Annotated in this window: 16 protein-coding genes; 14 read left to right on the forward strand and 2 right to left on the reverse strand. The window is 29.7% G+C overall.

Features of this window, described 5'->3' with window-relative positions; genetic code table 11:
* Positions 1 to 179 precede the first annotated feature (179 nt).
* The 8 genes from AAA453_RS01780 to dcm all read left to right on the forward strand — a co-directional run bounded on the left by AAA453_RS01780 (position 180) and on the right by dcm (position 11816).
* Positions 180 to 1955 (forward strand): metallophosphoesterase, encoded by a 1776-nt coding sequence (locus tag AAA453_RS01780; RefSeq protein WP_427705825.1) that lies wholly within the window; start codon positions 180 to 182, stop codon positions 1953 to 1955.
* Positions 1956 to 2040: 85 nt separating this feature from the next.
* Complete coding sequence (locus AAA453_RS01785) at positions 2041 to 2718, forward strand: hypothetical protein (protein WP_427705827.1); 678 nt, start codon at positions 2041 to 2043, stop codon at positions 2716 to 2718.
* A gap of 346 nt (positions 2719 to 3064) precedes the next feature.
* On the forward strand, positions 3065 to 5830 hold the full coding sequence (locus AAA453_RS01790; protein WP_427705829.1) for a Z1 domain-containing protein: 2766 nt from the start codon (positions 3065 to 3067) through the stop codon (positions 5828 to 5830).
* 3 nt (positions 5831 to 5833) lie between these two features.
* Entirely contained in the window at positions 5834 to 7864 is a 2031-nt protein-coding gene (locus AAA453_RS01795; RefSeq protein WP_427705831.1) for a hypothetical protein, read from the forward strand.
* Positions 7865 to 7866: 2 nt separating this feature from the next.
* Positions 7867 to 8817 (forward strand): hypothetical protein, encoded by a 951-nt coding sequence (locus AAA453_RS01800; RefSeq protein WP_427705833.1) that lies wholly within the window; start codon positions 7867 to 7869, stop codon positions 8815 to 8817.
* 4 nt (positions 8818 to 8821) lie between these two features.
* Positions 8822 to 9499: a hypothetical protein gene (locus AAA453_RS01805; protein ID WP_427705835.1), complete on the forward strand. Its 678-nt coding sequence runs from the start codon at positions 8822 to 8824 to the stop codon at positions 9497 to 9499.
* Positions 9500 to 9502: 3 nt separating this feature from the next.
* Positions 9503 to 10507 (forward strand): phospholipase D family protein, encoded by a 1005-nt coding sequence (locus AAA453_RS01810; RefSeq protein ID WP_427705837.1) that lies wholly within the window; start codon positions 9503 to 9505, stop codon positions 10505 to 10507.
* Between the two features lie 13 nt (positions 10508 to 10520).
* Complete coding sequence (gene dcm, locus AAA453_RS01815; protein WP_427705839.1) at positions 10521 to 11816, forward strand: DNA (cytosine-5-)-methyltransferase; 1296 nt, start codon at positions 10521 to 10523, stop codon at positions 11814 to 11816.
* A gap of 127 nt (positions 11817 to 11943) precedes the next feature.
* Here dcm and AAA453_RS01820 read toward each other — a convergent pair whose 3' ends face one another.
* Positions 11944 to 12309, reverse strand: a complete 366-nt coding sequence (locus AAA453_RS01820; RefSeq protein ID WP_427705840.1) for a DUF4870 domain-containing protein — start codon at positions 12307 to 12309, stop codon at positions 11944 to 11946.
* A gap of 179 nt (positions 12310 to 12488) precedes the next feature.
* Here AAA453_RS01820 and AAA453_RS01825 point away from each other — a divergent pair, with 179 nt between their 5' ends.
* Positions 12489 to 13451: a helix-turn-helix transcriptional regulator gene (locus AAA453_RS01825; protein WP_427705842.1), complete on the forward strand. Its 963-nt coding sequence runs from the start codon at positions 12489 to 12491 to the stop codon at positions 13449 to 13451.
* A gap of 39 nt (positions 13452 to 13490) precedes the next feature.
* Here the strand turns inward: AAA453_RS01825 and AAA453_RS01830 are convergent, their stop codons facing one another.
* Positions 13491 to 13649 (reverse strand): hypothetical protein, encoded by a 159-nt coding sequence (locus tag AAA453_RS01830; protein ID WP_427705844.1) that lies wholly within the window; start codon positions 13647 to 13649, stop codon positions 13491 to 13493.
* 106 nt (positions 13650 to 13755) lie between these two features.
* Between AAA453_RS01830 and AAA453_RS01835 the strand changes: the two genes are divergently transcribed.
* The 5 genes from AAA453_RS01835 to AAA453_RS01855 all read left to right on the forward strand — a co-directional run bounded on the left by AAA453_RS01835 (position 13756) and on the right by AAA453_RS01855 (position 18049).
* Positions 13756 to 13914, forward strand: coding sequence for a hypothetical protein (locus AAA453_RS01835; RefSeq protein WP_427705846.1), 159 nt, complete (start codon positions 13756 to 13758; stop codon positions 13912 to 13914).
* 132 nt (positions 13915 to 14046) lie between these two features.
* Entirely contained in the window at positions 14047 to 14415 is a 369-nt protein-coding gene (locus tag AAA453_RS01840; protein ID WP_427705848.1) for a hypothetical protein, read from the forward strand.
* The gene (locus AAA453_RS01845) at positions 14399 to 15115 is read left to right on the forward strand and encodes an ImmA/IrrE family metallo-endopeptidase (RefSeq protein ID WP_427705850.1); all 717 of its coding nucleotides are present in this window, start codon (positions 14399 to 14401) and stop codon (positions 15113 to 15115) included. The genes AAA453_RS01840 and AAA453_RS01845 overlap by 17 nt, the downstream gene beginning before the upstream one ends.
* Positions 15105 to 15704 (forward strand): hypothetical protein, encoded by a 600-nt coding sequence (locus tag AAA453_RS01850; RefSeq protein WP_427705852.1) that lies wholly within the window; start codon positions 15105 to 15107, stop codon positions 15702 to 15704. The genes AAA453_RS01845 and AAA453_RS01850 overlap by 11 nt, the downstream gene beginning before the upstream one ends.
* Before the next feature lie 80 nt (positions 15705 to 15784).
* Positions 15785 to 18049: a hypothetical protein gene (locus AAA453_RS01855; RefSeq protein ID WP_427705854.1), complete on the forward strand. Its 2265-nt coding sequence runs from the start codon at positions 15785 to 15787 to the stop codon at positions 18047 to 18049.
* The last annotated feature ends 113 nt before the right edge of the window (positions 18050 to 18162 follow it).

Here is an 18162-nt window from a genome sequence, read left to right on the forward strand (position 1 = left end):
AAGTTTGGTTTATGGTAGTGGAAATAAAAGTGAATAAATTGGTTTTTTTAAATATACCTAAATAAAATTAAATAGTAATTTGAAATTTACAAAATCCATATAGCATTAACTTTAAATTAATACTACATTGCTAGAATAGTGAATGAAACATTAAAAATTCCTATTGGGGGGTACGTGTGATGGCATATAAGTATCGTTCTATTGCTGTAAGTACTGTAATGAGTCTAGCTATAGTATTTACTACAGTTTCAGCACCAACAGCTGATGCAAGTGGTTCAGGTAGTGCAACAGAAGGCGAAAAAAACGGTGATATTGAATTACTGGATAAAAAACCTAAAGTAGCTGAGGTTCCAGAGAACAACAATCCTAACCGTGTAATTACAAATTTTAAAGGTGACACTAAATCGGAAATGGGTTTTAGTTGGTATACCACAGACAAATTTAAAGATTCTAAAGTATGGGTTTCAGAATCTAAAGATTTTTCAGACGCAAAATCATTTGATGCTAAACCTAAAAAAGTAGACTCTAAGTATCTTGAGAGGGATAAAGAGGGCAATATCATCTATAAAGATGTAGCCAAAGATGATGAAGGCGAACCTATTGAAAAAAATGGCAAACCTAAAGTAAATGGTTTTTATACCGATGAAAATGCAGGTGGCCCTGAATGGACGAGCGGCGACAAGCATGGTAAAACAGATTTAATCAAAGAAAAAGAATATACATACAAAGCACAAGCTAAAGATTTAAAACCGAATACACAATATTACTACAAAGTGGGTAGTGAAAGTGGGAAGAAAAGTGAAATAGGTAAGTTCAAGACTTCCGGTGATAAAGGCGATCCATTTAGCTTTGTACAATACACAGATACGCAAAATGCTTTTTGGAATGAGAATGTAAGAAATGAAGCAGCATTTGGTGCTGATACATTGAAAAATGCAATTCAAACAGCAGGCGATCCTAACTTCGCACTACATACAGGGGACTTTGTAGAAACTGCTGAAGTTGAAGATGAATGGAAAGATTTATATAAACAATCTAGACCATCATTTATGTCTTTACCAGTTGCCTCAGCACCAGGTAACCATGATGAGTATGCATTAAACGAAGAAGACGAAAAATTATTGAATAAATTCAATGAGCACATGAACGTACCAAAAGAAAATGACGCTGTTAATGGCGGTTCGTACTATTCATTTGATTATAATGGGGCACACATGGTAGTAGCGAATACAAACGACAATAAGAAATCAAAAGACAATCCAGATGAAAAAGCCATTGGTGATGAACAGATGGAATGGATTAAGAAAGATATTAAACAGGCGCGAGACAATGGGGCAAAATGGGTTGTTTTAAACTTACACAAACCAATGTATTCTAAATCATATCATGCACTTTCAGATGAAGATGTGAAGAAAGTAAGAGATGAATTAACAAAAGAAATTGATGACCTTGACGTTGACTTAGTATTACAAGGTCACGACCACGTGTTATCACGTACACATCCTCTAGAACACACATCAACGAAAAATAGTTTTGTGAATGCGAAGAAAGAAGATACGGAACAATTCGTTGGCGAAGATGGCGTGAAATATTATGACGACCCAGAAGGTTCAGTCTATGTATTACCTAACACTGGTGGTACGAAAGAATATGACAGTATTTATGACCGTTCATTAGAGCACATTAAAAAGGTTAGACCAGAATTAAGCTGGTTAACTCAGAAAGATTTAGATCATTACAATAGTTTATTCAAACTAGGTGCGCAGCCACAAGAAACAGACGCATTTAAAGATAAACACGAAAATAACAGAGATTCATCAGCTCAAAACTTCTCAGTATATGAAGTTGAAGGCGATCAATTGAAAGTTAAAATTTATCAACTACGCGGTGACATCAGTAAAGGTGAGCAACGTAGCGTAGAACTAGTAGATGAATTTGGTATTCAAAAAGATTAAATATAATTAAAACTGATACCTAAGCTGTAATTTATTTTATAGCTTAGGTATATCGGTTTTCCTTTGAAAAAGGAGACTTTGTTTTATGAAACAATATATTAAAGCATTATCAATGATATCCATTTGTACAGCGTTACTTATGGGTTGTAGTAATGAAGAAACTGAGACAAATAATCATTCTGGAAAAGAAGCAGTAGCGCAAGAGTCCAGTAAAGAAGAAACATCACATAAAACTCAAATTTCTGATGAAGAGCAGAAGAAAATAAAAGAAGAAATGATAGATTGGTTAGCTGAAGATAAAAAAGAAGACGGTAAGGCAGTCTCCAATCGTTATTTTAGTACAAGTAGTATTTCTGATGGTGATTGGTATGCAGGTACGGAAAAGGGAGAAATTCAAATCAATAATACAGGCAAACCTGGGCCTGAAGCATTCGATTTGCATGCTGTTACTGGTGCCGTTATATACACACCTAAAGATGGCGAGGTAGGCTTTGATAAAGAAGCGGAAGATCTTTCTAATGTAGAAGGTTATAAGGAAGTTGCAGACTTAAGTAAACCAGTGACAAAATACATTTTCACAGAAGAGGGCAAGGTCTATGAATACCAATTTGAAGGTAAGGAAGATGTGACTTTAGCATCAGGATTTGCACCGAAAGACCATACTGGTAAAGATCCCAACCTACGCCCAGATCAACAATTTAAAGAAACCGAAAACAAAGCGTTGAGTAAGTTTTATAAAGAATTGGTTGAAGAATATAAATAATATATCAAAAAGAGCTGGAATTTTAAAATTCCAGCTCTTTTTGATGAGTCTAAAATAATTAATAAGATAATAATATTTTATGTAAAAATTATTATTTGAAGCAATATAATGAATTGTTAAGTTGGAGCTATTCATTATAAAATGATAACTTTAAAATGAATATTAAATAATTATCATTTTTGTATTGTTCTAATTTAATAAGGCTATAAATGAATGCCAATATAAATAAAGATATATTAAAAAAGATCACTAAAAGATGTGAATTAGGGATATAATAACTTACAATAGTATTGTATATACATTTTATGACAATCACTTCAATAAAGATAAAAAGGGGTTAATAAATATGAGCTTTGCAAATGATAAATATGAGTTACATAAAGTGGCAATTGATAAACATAAAAATAGCGGTTTAACATGGGATGAGATACTAAATTTAGAATTTTTAAATGATGATACTAAAAGTAAAACGAATTTTTTGGAAACACTTGCGTTAGCTAGTGGACAAGAGCCAATTACCATTGAAGAGTGGGAACTACTTGTTATTTATTTGAAAAACTTAGATAGAAAAGTAGAGTTAAATAAGCTCGGAAGAAAAATAAAAAACAATGCAAAAATAGCGTCAGATAAGTATTCTGCATGGCAACTTTATAAAAGAAATTTAAATGATAAAGGTTTTTCTAGCAAATCTATTGATGAAATTGAAAGATCCTCTATAAATATATTGCAAAGTTTATCTACTGATACTAAAGAAGATAGGCCGATTAAAGGACTTGTTGTTGGTAATGTTCAATCGGGGAAAACAGCCAATATGGCGGGATTGATGGCAATGGCAGCTGATAATGGTTTTAACTACTTTATTGTGCTTTCTGGTGTTATTGAAAACTTACGTAAACAAACTGCTAATAGATTGTTTGATGACATGAATGCATATGGAAGTGGTAAGTGGAACTGGAGGCACATTGATAATCCTAAAGTTAGATCAACTATGCCAGAACATAAAATTAGCAATTTCAACTTATCACCTAAAAGTAGAGATAGGTACTTTACAGTATCTTTAAAAAATAAAAGTCGTTTAAAAGAATTATCTAAATGGTTGCTACTAGATATGAATAAATCGCGACAATTGAAAATTTTAATTATTGATGATGAAGCAGATCAAGCGAGTATAAATACTAAAGATACAAATGACGGAGAATATACTGCAATTAATGAATTGATTCGAAATTTAGTGAATAATAATAATTTTTCTGGGATGAATTACATTTCATATACGGCAACACCATATGCTAACGTATTAAATGAAACTTCAGAAGATTCACTATATCCTAGAGATTTTATATCTTTATTAGAACCATCAGAAGATTATATAGGTCCAAGACAGTTATTTGGCATGGAAGAGCCAGAGAAAAGTCCAGGTTTGGATATAGTACTGCAAATAAATGAAAGGGATGCAGAAATAGTACGTGAGATCCAAAAGGGTGAATTTAATCAACCACTTCCGATAAGTTTTACTGAGTCCATTCAATGGTTTTTAATCACTGTAGCTTGTATGAGAAAGTTACGATATAGAAAACCTATTAGTATGTTAGTGCATACTAGTTTTAAAATAGACCACCATAATATAATCGCTGATAAGATCAAGCAGTACTTAATTCATATGAAGGATAACTCTGAAGATATATTAGGCAACATGAAAGACTTGTATGAAAGAGAAAAATACACACTTACTTTTGAACATTTCAAAGAAAATATGAATGGTTATTCAAGTCTCAATAAAGTACCAAATTATCCAGATTGGTCAGATATATCAATAGAACTAAATAAAATTTTTAATTTAAATTCAGATGATTTTGTTTCGCACGTTAATCTAGATGAAAATGATAGCCCAATTTATCATAAAGGAATACATATGGCTATTGATAATAGTAGAGCAAATTCTAAAGACCAACACGTGCGATTAATCTATCCAGAAAAAAATAATATGCCTGAAGAAGCGCCTGCTTTTATTGTTGTTGGTGGGAATACATTATCGCGTGGGTTAACTTTAGAAGGATTAACTACTACTTATTTCTTAAGATCAACAAACCAAGCAGACACTTTGATGCAAATGGGAAGATGGTTTGGATATCGTAAAGGATATGAATTATTTCCACGAGTTTGGATGGATGGTTTAGCACAAGAAAGATTTACCTTTTTGAGTCAAATGAATGAGGAATTGAGAGATGAAATTAGAGATTATGCAGAAAATGGTAATACTCCGTTAGATTATGCACCTAGAATTAAAAACTCACCAAATTATAAATTAATAAGAATTACTGCTAAAAATAAAAGTCAGGCAGCAGAACCTTCAGAGTTCGATTTTGCTGGCTTTAATAGCCAGACAGTATATTTTGAAAATGATATTAATATATTGAGGGGTAATATAAATGCTACTGAGAACTTCCTTAATAATTTAGAATCTCCAAGAATTAAAGGTAGTAAGATGGTTTGGAATAATATAGAAACACAGAAAGTTAATGCATTTTTAGAGGAATATAAAGTTTCAGAGGTAGATACAAAAATGTCGACACTTCCTGCACTAATAGAATGGTTAGAAAAAAAGGGTGGAGAATTTGAAAATTGGAATGTTATTTTATCTAGTGTAGGTGATATAAATAATACCCTAGAACAAAATAAAGAATGGAATATTCATGGTTACTCACCTTCTAGTGTTAATCGTTCTAAGTTGAGAGGTAAAAGTAACGGTGAAATTACAAGTATTGGTGTTTTAAGAACTCCTTCAGATCTTTTGGCAGATATAGAAGAAAATATTAAGTTGAATAATGCTAAAGTAGCAGAGGTACAAAAAATTCGTAATAATTATGGGCTTAATAAAGTCCCACAATTAATTATTTACAAAGTTGATAAGGACTCTAAACCTAATCAATCTAGAAGCAAATCAAGGGAACCACTTAACTTTAAAGAAGATATAATTGGGATAAATATTATGATTCCTAGTGTTCAAAATCAAACTAATAAAAATTTGACAACATATATTAAAGCTAATATAGACACTTCAACTAGGATGATAGATGAAGATGAATTTATTGATGATTGGGAGGAAGAATAGATTATGAAGATAAAAAATGCTGTGAATGATGTTCAAAGTATGTCTCAAGATGGCGATGCGATATTACGTTCACTTCAAAATAAAAGTTTGCCAGTTTTAGACTTACTTGTTCGCGAATCTTTACAAAATAGTTTAGATGCTACATTGCCTGATATGGAAGAAACTAAAGTGAATTTCAAACTAGGAAATTTCAATTCTCCTAGTTTAGCTAGGTATTTTGAAGGTATATCTGAAACATTAAATGAGAGGTACAGTGGTAATGAAGAATTTATTGCTATCAAAGATAGTAACACTAGTGGTTTAACTGGTGACTATAGAGCAACTGATGCTTCAATCGCAAATAAAAGTAATTTTTTTAAACTTGTATTTGGTATTGGTAAAAATCAAGAGGCAGAAGGTGCTGGAGGTAGTTGGGGGTTAGGAAAAACAAGCTATTTTAGATTAGGTGTAGGCATAGTTATCTATTATACTCGTGTAAAACACGAGGAAAGATATGAAGAAAGATTAATCGCATCTTTAATTGAAAGCCCAAAACAAGAAAAACGTTTATTGCCAGAAAATGGACGAGGAATCGCTTGGTGGGGGCAATTTGATGAAAACGATCAAAATCAATTATTGCCTATTACAAATGCTGCTGAAATTGAAAGTTTCTTAGAAATTTTTGGTATGGAAAGATATATTGAAAATGAAACTGGTACAACTATAATTGTTCCTTATTTAGGTAGGAATGAAATGTTTTCAGAAGTAAAAGATGAGAAAAAATATCCGTGGGAAAACTCTAGAGAAGATGCAGTTAGAATAGCAGTTCAAAGATGGTATATGCCAAGGTTAATGAATGAAAATTATAAAAATATTAATGGTAATTCAATGTTGAATTGTACTGTAAATGATTCTGGATTTATTAAAGAATACAATACGGAACCAACTTTTGATATTTTCCAAAATTTATATACATCAGCTGCTATGGGTAAAGCAATGGAAGAAAATATTATTGTAGAACCTGTGCATTTACAACGAAATGCTATGAAAGACCCGAGTAAAGTACCAGTAGGACATGTTGCATTTATAGAGGTTGATAGAAAATATATGCAGATGATACCTCCAAACAATAAATATTCTCCCTTAGAATATATCGGAGTTAAAGATGAAATGAAAATCGAACTAAACAATTCGAAAATAATTGCATATACACGAAAACCAGGAATGGTTATAGAATATAGTGTGGATGGTGAATGGTCCCCTAAAGCTAATATTCTGAAAGAAGATCATAATTTATTGGGATTTTTTGTTCCTAATTCCAGTAAAGAATTGATAGATAAATATCAAGAACTAGGATATAAAGATTTGGAGCAATATTTGAGAGCTACAGAAAATGCAGACCATGCTAATTGGGTTGATGAAGATGGTATTGGAATCGTACGCAGAATTAAAGAATATACAGCTAAGAAGATTAATGATTACTTTTTAGGTGAAACGATAGAGAAGAAATCATCTGCTACATCAGGCTTATCAAGGAAGTTTGGAAAAATGTTATTACCTCCTAAAAATTATGGGAAAACATCATCAAGTAAAAAAGATATCAATAAAGATAAACGAACTGTTGGTAAGCGTAATAGGATTTCTGATATTAAAGTCGTTAGATCTAACCCTATCGATGAGCATACAGTTGAAGTGGAATTTAATACTAGTATTCAAAAAGAGTCAACTAATCGTATTTTTATTCAAATTTTATCTCAAGATAAAAAAATAGAAAAAGATGAGTGGATAAACAAAGTTAGTAATAATGATTTCCCTTTTGAAATTGAGGATTTAATTATTCAAAATATTGAAGAAGAATATTTTGGATTAAATTATAAAGAATTTAAAGACCCAAATATATATTTTGATATTTTAGAAGACAAAAGCGAAATTCGTATTAAATCAACAGTTAGTAATCCAATAATTATAGAAGGAAAACTAATTTTAAAAATGAAGACAAGTGAATTCATACCAAATCTTGCTATTTCTTCACAAATAAATGAAGGGGATGAATGATTATGAAACAATCAACAAATCAAGTGGCTTTATATCGAAAAATAGATGAAGCTAAAATTGAAGAAGCACAAATTCACTTTTCTCCATTAGAATTATTTTATGATGATTCAAATGAAGATGACCCAAAACCTATAGATATGACTTCACTAGAAGATGTTGATATTCAAATAAATGAATTTGATTCTATGTGGTCCCCGCATGAAAATAATTTAAATATAAAACAAACTTTGTTAGTAGATAATCACAAGGTTTTATTTGGAGGTGAGGGAGTGACTTGTAAAGAAAATACAATAGGTTATGCAGTACATATCCATTCTAGAAATTCAGGTTTTCAAAAAATTCTTCAAATTGGTAGTTTTAGATATAACGATGAAAACGTTCAAATAAATTTTGATTATAATTTTAAAGCTCAATCGATCAGAGGAACAGTAAATCTAGATTTCTTCTTATTTGTCAAACAAGTTAATGAAACTAAACCATTTTTCGCCAATAAACCAGGAATGAAATTAACATTAGAAGATTTAAATTCATTTTCTATTATTGTGGATGGATCAGGATCGAGTTTCCCTATAACTGAGTTCAGTGATAAAGATGCTCCTTTGTGGAAGGTGAATAAAAACTGGACTGAGGCAAGTGAAGACAATTTTGATAGTTCACAATTAAGTTTAATGTTTAATACTAAGCATTCAATGTTTAATAAAATAAACAAGGGCGAAGGTCAAGCTAACAAGATGTTAACAGGTACAATTACGCTTCAGGCTATGGCAATGATCATAAATGAAGTTATCAACGTAGAGAAAAATAACATAGAAGATGAAGATAGTTTGATACCCGGAACAATTTTGGCAGTAGTATCTTATTGGGTAGAAACATTTAATATAACGACAAATGATATGTTTACTATACAAAGTTCGCTATTTGAAACAATGGAAAAAGAAATGGTACAGGGGTGATTGAATGATTAACTGGGATAATATAAATTATGATCTTGGCAAAGCTACCAAGGACTTTGCTTATTTATCAGTTGAAAGTAAAGGTATTGTACCGATTAAACCTTTTGATGAATTTTTATCATTAAGAGAAGAACTTATAGCTATTCGCGATGAGGTATTTGATGAATTAGGATTAGATAATGTAAATAAATTGGGTTATACGTTTGATTTAGCTTTTGGAATTAAAATCTATAAACTATTGAATAGTGAAATCGGATTTAATAATAGGGTAGCTGTTAATGATGATGTGTGGAGATATCTATCAATAAAAGTAATACCTGACATAGTACATGCTAGATGGGAATTTAATGATTCACATTTTTATAAAGATACCCGGAGAATATGGTTGAAAACAATATGGTGGTACATACATTTATCTTGGCAAGGTAATGAAGAAGATACTTTGAAAATATTGGAAAATAATAGTACAGATACAATTATGCAACTTGTTGATAGATCAGGAATTGGTTATAATATTGAACTTTACCGTGAAATTATGAAAGAATATCAAAATTATAATGACAGAAAGTTATTCAGAAGATTACTTATATTAAACGTTGCTAGAATCCTAACCATGTCGCCAGACCTAGTTGAAGGTGGTATTGAAAGGTATGTAAAAGACTTATATGAATCGGTGAAATAAAATATGATATTCGAAGAAGACTTATATAAAAAAATAATTTTAAAAAATAGTAAAAAGTATAGTAAGTTGAAAATTATAAGTGGATACGCATCTAGTACTTTTCTTAAAAGAGTTTTAGATGATGTTGGGAAAATAATTGTTGACTTATATATTGGTATGTCGCAGGAAGGCATTTCATATACTAATCATCAAAATTTTCAGAAGTTATCTTGTAGTAATGAAAATGTGAACGTTTATTATCAATATTCAGGTTATCCTACACATATTAAACTTTATGAGTTTTATGGTGTTTCTAATTCAATCAGTTTTGTGGGTTCAGCAAACTTTAGTGAAAATGGTTTTTCTCATAACAATGAGCTTTTAATTGAGGCTAAAGAAGATTTTTCAACTCTTTTTCAGAGACAGCATGAAAAATCAATATCATGTACAGATACTAAAGTAGAAGACTTCATTAACTTTTATGATGATGACGATTTAGAATTAATAGCAAATAAAAATAAAAAATCAATAAAAGATAATATGAATCGAATAAGAAATTATAAAAATAATGATTCTAATGATAATAAAGATCCGATTAGAAGAAAAATATTTAATTTTAATAAAAGTTTTAAGGTGAGACCACATAATAGTGGGATTATTTTACCTATCGTTACCGATAAGATTGCTAATGCTTCATGGAAGACTACAGGTATTAATAGTGTTTTGATAAATAAGGATTCAAACTTAATAAAATCTAATAAACACTCTTTAAAAGATCTATTTCCGAATGATGGATTTAATATCATAGCATTTGATGGAAAAACCTACAATGCAAAATTAAAAGGTAAATTTAATAGAGAGTTACATCTTGAAAATTGGAGTTTTTATGATGAAATTGCTAAAATGATAGAGTTGGAAGAAAGTCGTCCGATAAAGCATGAAGATTTAAATAAACTTGGATTCACAAGTTTTTATTTCGAAAAAAAAGAAGAGAATGTTTATATCATGACTATGATAAATGATTTTTAAGGGAGGGTAACAAATGTTTAAAGTCATTGAGACATTTAGTGGTATAGGTAGCCAATCCCAAGCCCTTAAAAATATCGGTGTAGATTATTCAATAGAAGCAACAGTTGAATGGGAAATAGCTGCAATATATGCTTACGATATCATTCATAATGGTGCACAAAATTTAAAAGATTATAGACATCATACAAAGCAGTCGATAATAGAAGAATTATCAAAGTATAGTATTTCTAATGATGGCAAAGAACCAATAACCACTAGAGGTATTAATTCAATGAGTATGTCACATTTAAAAGGTGTTCTTGCAGCTATAGATAGAAATAATAACTTGGTTGATATCACTAAAGTAGATGCTGAGGACCTACCTGAAGCTGATTTACTTACTTACTCTTTTCCTTGTCAAGATTTATCAATTAGCGGTAATTGGCATAAAAATGAAGGCGGTATAGATCGTGATGCTAACAACCGAAGTACACTATTATGGCAAATAGAACGCATTTTGATTGCTTTAGAAAATAGTAATAAACCATTACCTAAATTTTTACTGATGGAAAATGTTAGCAATATACTATCAAATAAGCATATCAAAAACTTTGAAGAATGGTGTTCTTTTTTAGAAAGCTTAGGCTATATTAACCAAGTATATACATTAGATGCAAGAGATTTTGGTGTACCGCAAAGTCGAGTTAGAACTTATATGATAAGTGTATTAGCAACTGATCACGAAGTGGTCGAAGAGCTACAAGATTATTTTTTCTACAATAATCTTGAAAATTACCAAGTAGATTATTCTAAAATGAAATCATTAGAAAATTATTTGAGGTTAGATTATAGCAATGATATATATAGAAATGAGGCAATAGAAAGTACTCCACAATTCACTCAGTCTCGTGAGAAAATCTATATGTTGAATAAAAAACTTGCTAAAGGACAAAATGAAATTTTAAGTACTTTCGCAAGAACAGTAACAACAAAACAAGACAGACATCCTAACTCAGGTATTATATTATATGATGATCAAAATCCATTGACGTCTATTAACAGTAAGTATAGAAATTTAACTCCGCGAGAGTGCTTTTTGCTGATGGGTTTTAATGAAGATTCATTTAACTTATTAATGAAAAATAATATTTTTGCAGAATCAAGTAAAAAATTATTAACTACTTCAAAATTAATAAAACTTGCGGGTAACAGTATTGTTGTACAAGTTTTGGAAGTAATATTTGAACAGTTGATGGAAATTAATGAGACAATAATTAAAAAGCATGATCGTAAACTAGAAAGTGTTGAAGAAACAATATATTTAACGTGAGTTTATTCTTTTCAAAAGTAGAATTAATGTATTATAGAAAACCACCTTCATCATCAAGATGAAAGTGGTTTATTTTTATTAAGCAGAAAAAGGTGTAGGTGAATTTTCAGTCTATCCCAACCCATTTTTACTTTATAATTTCAATCGTTAATGGCACTACAAAGTCTTCACCTTTATTTACTGTAACTATTCCAATAATTGTATAAATGAAGGCTGCAATAGTTAGTACAAACAATGGGATATAGCCAATAATTATAATCGTAAGAATTAATGAAATAATGAAATAAGATGTATAACTAATTGCGAAATTCAAGTAATTTTTGCCTTGCTGATTAATGAAAGCTGATTCGTCTTTTTTCATTAACCAAATTATAAGTGGACCAACAAATCCTGTTAAAATATTTAAGATCCAAAGCAACATAGCCATACTTTTCTCGTTTTGTGTAACATTTTGGAAAACGTGTGGGTTTCTAGATTGGTTTTGTAAATTCATATTCTCACCTTTATTTTCAAATTTTCAATCGGTTAAAGCAATTTACTTTTACAAGACATATGTTACATGGATTGATAGTCAAAATATGTCTATGATCAACAAACACTTTTATAAACGGAACTATAACTAACTTAGGCTTGTGCTATAATGCTCATATCGATAAATAAGGCGGTATTTTTATGGCGAAATCTACAGAGATATTAGAATTGTATTTAAAGTTTATGGACGGGGAAAGAATATCTAAACAAGAGATAAGAGGCTTTTTTGATAATAAATCAGCACGAACTGTACAACGTTATATTTCGAATTTAAATGCATTTTTAGATAGTAAAGAAGAGACTGCGCATTTAAAAATTGAATATGATACTCAGAATAATGTTTATTATATGTTGAATAATGGAGAAAATCATTTTGATAAGAAACAGATCCTTGCAATACTAAAAATTTTAATTTCTACTAGAGGTCTAACAGAAGAAGAATTGTATATGATTGTCGATAATTTAAATTCTAAGTTAAGTGACACAGATAAAACTATAATTAATAAAACGATACAATCGGAGTTAACAAATTATATATCAATGAATAACGGGGAACCATTATTAGATAAAATTTGGTATATTAATGAAATCATTTTAAAAGGTAAAGCTATCACATTTGAATATTTTAATGCTTTGAACAAAGGTAGACAACATACGATTAAGCCAATGTATATAACATATTCAGAACTGTATTTTTATTTAGTCGGTATTAACACTAAAGGAACTGTTTTAGTTTTTCGATTAGATCGAATTCAAGAATATAATGAAATAACTAAGCAAATAGAATTACCCAAATCACCTTACTATAGAGAAGGTGAATTAAAAAAACGCATTTACTTTATGTACGGTGGTGATTGGAAGAGAGTTAAATTTGAATTTAACGGTGGAATTATTGAATCTGTACTAGATCGCTTTCCAACAGCACAATTACTTAAAAAAGATTATGTGAATAACAGATTTTTAGTAGAGATTGAAGTCATTGGCGATGGTGTGATGATGTGGTTACTTTCTCAAGGGAGTAGAGTGAAAATTATATCGCCACAATCTATTAAAGCATCATATTTAGAGGAAATTAACAAAATAAATCAATTATATAAAGATTAAAACATAACAATAGCCCTAATCATTTCGAGATGATTAGGGCTATTGTACTTTCCGTATAACTTTAAGGTTTTTGGTTAATTTTTTGAGCGGTGTATCTTTAATTGAGGCATAGAATAAGTGTCTACCTACAGCGCTAATTACTTTACCAGAGTAAACTTTATTATTTAACACGATGTGATAAGAATCGAATGTCTTCACATATATCGGCTCCTTTTCAATTTAGGACAATTATACATAAGGTAGGCAGCCAATTTTTGACTACTCAAATTGATATTATAGCTTTAATAAATAAGGAGTTGATTACATGTTTAAGTTAGATGATAAAACGAAACAAAAAATAGTTGAAATGATTTTTGTTATTGAAGATGATAATAGTGGGAAAAAGGATCGATTTAAAGAAATAAAATTAAAATATAATGACAAATCAATATTTAATAAATTGAAGTTATGTTTGAAAAACTAGACAGTTAATAGCTGTCTTTTTTGAGTTATTGAATGTTTAAAATAAAAAAAGCGTAATAATTTTAAAAGATAAAATATTTTTATAGTAATCTTTAACATAGTTGTGCTAAACTCAAAATAAGGGGGGGTAGTTGTGAAGTTAATACCAAAATATACACGAGCTGAAATTATAAAATTAGTAAAACAAAAGGTACTAGATTCAAATGAAGACTTACAAAAAAATTCAGAAAAATTTAATGTTCCTTATAGTGATTTGCAAAAGGTTTTATCGTTAAATGCTGTATGGACACCTAAAGAATATCAACTAGCTTCAAAAATTCTCGAGATCAGTGTTGAGACACTATTAGAAAATTTAGAACAAGAAGATTTAAGTAATGTTTCTTTCAGAGCACTTGAAAACAATGAAGCAATTAATAATAAAGTAAGTCAGTTAAACGATATTTTTGAAGAGCTTACATACCAGTTGAAAATCGGAAGTGATATAGATGGAAGAAAAGTATAAAGAGACGATTAAACGAATTCAACCTATTGCGCAATCTTTGATAAAGAAGAATAAATTACAGTATCCACTAAATGATTCTTTAACTCTGTTATCCAATATGGGCTATTATATTATAAAAGCAAAAGCGCCAAGCAATTTGTCTGGATTTTACATGAAAAAAGACAGTTTTCCATTTATTTTTGTAAATGCAAATCATAGTCTAGGACGGCAAAATTTTTCATTATGGCATGAGGTATATCATCATTATATGGAACACCAAAATGGTATAAGTGATTTTGCATCAAATTCAATTGAGGAACGAGAAGCAGAAATATTTGCTGGATTAGTGTTATTGCCAGATGAAGAAATCAAAAAATGGTCAGAAAAATTTAATATTGAAGATGCAAGTATAATCGCTCAAATGAGTGTTTATTATCAAATGAGTTTTAACGCAGTGGTTATCAGGGGGATGCAGTTAGGCAAAATAGAGTTTAATACATATAAAGCGTTGAAAAAATTATCTTCACTAGAAAAGCAGCAAGAACTATTAGCAATATATGAACAAAACAATCTTTCAACATCAGTCATTCAACCGACCAATCATATCAAAATATCCTCTAATATTATGTCCATACTCCAAAAGAATCATCAACAAAATTTAATAAACAGTCATAAAATTAATAGCATAATAGAGAAAATCGAGGTGCTAAATGAGACATAACAATATAACGACTCCGATCGTAGACACAGACATATGGGTCTTTTTAGTAATGTCAGGCTATTACAAGCGGTTAATTAAATATTATGGTTACTTACAATTTTCAGATGTAGTTGAAAAGGAAATTATGCGGTGGGGAAAGAGTTCTGATAAATCGAAAGAAATAGCGATGAATTTCCAAATATTAAAAGAAGCAGGAAAGCTAAAAGTTATTTTATTTGAAAATTTTGAAATTTTAGAACAAAAAAGCATTAATCATCAATTAAATGAATACGGTCTTAAAGCAGTATGTATTCAAGAAAAAAACAAAGGCGAATTCACAAGTTTGTTATATGCATTACACAAAGGCATTGAGAAATTTAAGACTAACGATCGCAAATTTGTATCAGAGATTAGTGAAGATAATTACGAAGACATCAATATCATAAATTGGGACGAGATTTTGGATAAATATAGTGTGAATCCAAAGGAAAAATTCGAGACAAGTAAATTGATTACGAGTAAAGAAATCAAAATGAGCAATAATAAACAAGAATATAAAAAACAAAATCAAGATCCCAGATGGGATAAATTGAAGTTATTAATGGGATAATATTTGAAGTGTTAGTGACAGTGAATTTCTAATATCATTTTATTTAATAGTGGAAATAGTAAATAAAAAGGAGAAGTAAAATGTCGATACTAGTTTTAATATTTATTATAGGATTAAGTACTTTATTCTATAAAAAATTTAATTTTTCTGCATTGTTATCAGTTGGAGTATCTATTGGAATGATACTCTTCTTTTATGTTTTTATAGTTTTTATCTTTATAGTTGGTATTAAAGTTACACTAGTAGGTGGTCTATTAATAAGCGTGGGTCTAATTTCATTCTATATAAAGCAAATTAATGACTGGAAGAAAAGTATCATTAATACTGAAAGTACAATAAAATTTAGTGAAGATTTAATTGATTTTATTATGCCATCTGATATGGTGGGTGAAAACATTCCAATTAATCGAACTGAATACTTTAATATGGGAACTGAAAATAATATATCTGATGATGTCTATCCTGTTATTTATAATGCAAGACCATTGAAAAATGAAATGAAATTTATGGAATATGGATATTTAGTAAACACAAATGAAATTGTAATTAATAACCAAATTCGAAACAAAAATAAGGAAGATAAAAAGGATAAATATGTAAATGAAAAAATAAATATATCATTTCAAGATTTATATAAGCAAATTAGGATAGGACATTTATCTATACTATTATATTATAAGAAGAAGCCTCTAGTTATTAGATCATTGCCATCTAATTTAGCTTTAATAATTGATTATACTATCAATTCTGGTTGGAGTAAGGCTGTAAACGATGTTTTGAGTGAAAAAGCTTTTGTTGATGAAACAAAAGAACAAGATATAAGCCAAATAGAAGACATTGAAAAGATATTTGAACAAAAAACTAAAGAATTGAAAAATGAAACCTTAATAAATAATTCAATTAATTCACAATTTGCAAGTATTTCTCCTGGAGTTATGGATGATTTAAATAAATCTCAAATAAATGCTAGGTTTAGCGAAACTAATTACAAAGTGAACAATGAATTTACTGGAGATAAAGTTAAAGCTAAGGGGCATGGTGTAGCTGGAGAGCATGCTGGTAATGCATTAGACAAAATGAAATTGAGAAATGCAAAAGGATTAGGACATGATAATTCAAAAAATGGGGCAGATAGAATAGTTAATGGTAAACTGATTCAAACAAAATATTGTAAATCTGCTAAGGATAGTATTAATAGCGTTTTTCATACAATTGATAATAGACAAACTGCTAAATATACTTATAATAGTAAAAGTAAAAAAACAATGATGATTATTGAAGTTCCTAAGGACCAATACAATGAAGCATTAAGAGAGATTGCAAGAAAAATTAATGGTAAAGCAGTACCAAATGAAACAGATCCACGAAATGCTCATAAGTATGTAAAAAAAGGAACTTTAACCTATAATCAATCACAAATTGCACAAACTAGTATTTTTGATAAAAAAGCACATTCTCAGTTTATAAATGCAAAAGGAGAAAAACAAACAGCAACTTTTTTACAAAAATTAAAATATTCAGCAGGTATAGATTTTATGGAAGGTGCTGGTACTGCAATTCCTGGTAGTGTAATTTCAAGTGTCTGGGTTTATTGGTCATGTAGGACTAATGGTCAAGATATGAAACAGTCATTTAAGAAGGCAAGTATTGCTTTTGTAAGACCAGTAGCATATAGTGGTTTTACATATATGCTTGCTTCACAATTTGCTGGGAGTAAAGCAGGTAAAAAAATAGGACAATCAGTTATTAATACACAAATTGCATCGAAGTTTTTTAAGAATTCTCAAAAAAATGCTACAAAATTTGTAGCTGGTGGAACTTTGGTAGTAATAAATGCTGCAGTAACATTTGGACCTGATGTGTATAATGTGTTAAAAGGTAGGATTTCGCATAAACAACTTGTGAAAAATACAGTAACTACAAGCTTAGGTGCAGCAGGTGGGATGGCCTTAGGTTCCATTTTTGCACCAGGTATAGGAACAATTATTGGTGGAACTATCGGAGGGACAATTTCTTCATATAGCGCCAAGAAAATTATGGATAGTTTCATTGAAGATGATGCAGTAGAAATGATTAGAATTGCAAAAGAAGAGTTTATTGATAATGTAATTATGAATGGGGTTAACCAAGAGGAATTTGAATATATATTAAATGAAACGTTTTTACACAAAAACTTTAATAAAATGTTGAAAGTTATGTTTGTTGCTGAATCATCTAGAGAATTTATTAGAAAAGTATTTAATGATTTAGTAATAACGGTGTTTAAAGAAAGAAAAGGTCCTGAAGAGAGTGAAATCATAGCCTTTATTGAGAGTGTTTATGATGAGTCTCAAGAGGTAGCGTAAATATATAGGTATAAATTTCATCACCTTTTTTCAAAAATCAAGTAATGTTCTAATGAATTTATAAGAACCAATAATTTAAAAGATGTTGAAAACCTGAAGTATAAAAGCATGTA

The organism is Staphylococcus parequorum, from assembly GCF_039237145.1.
GTDB lineage: Bacteria > Bacillota > Bacilli > Staphylococcales > Staphylococcaceae > Staphylococcus > Staphylococcus equorum_A.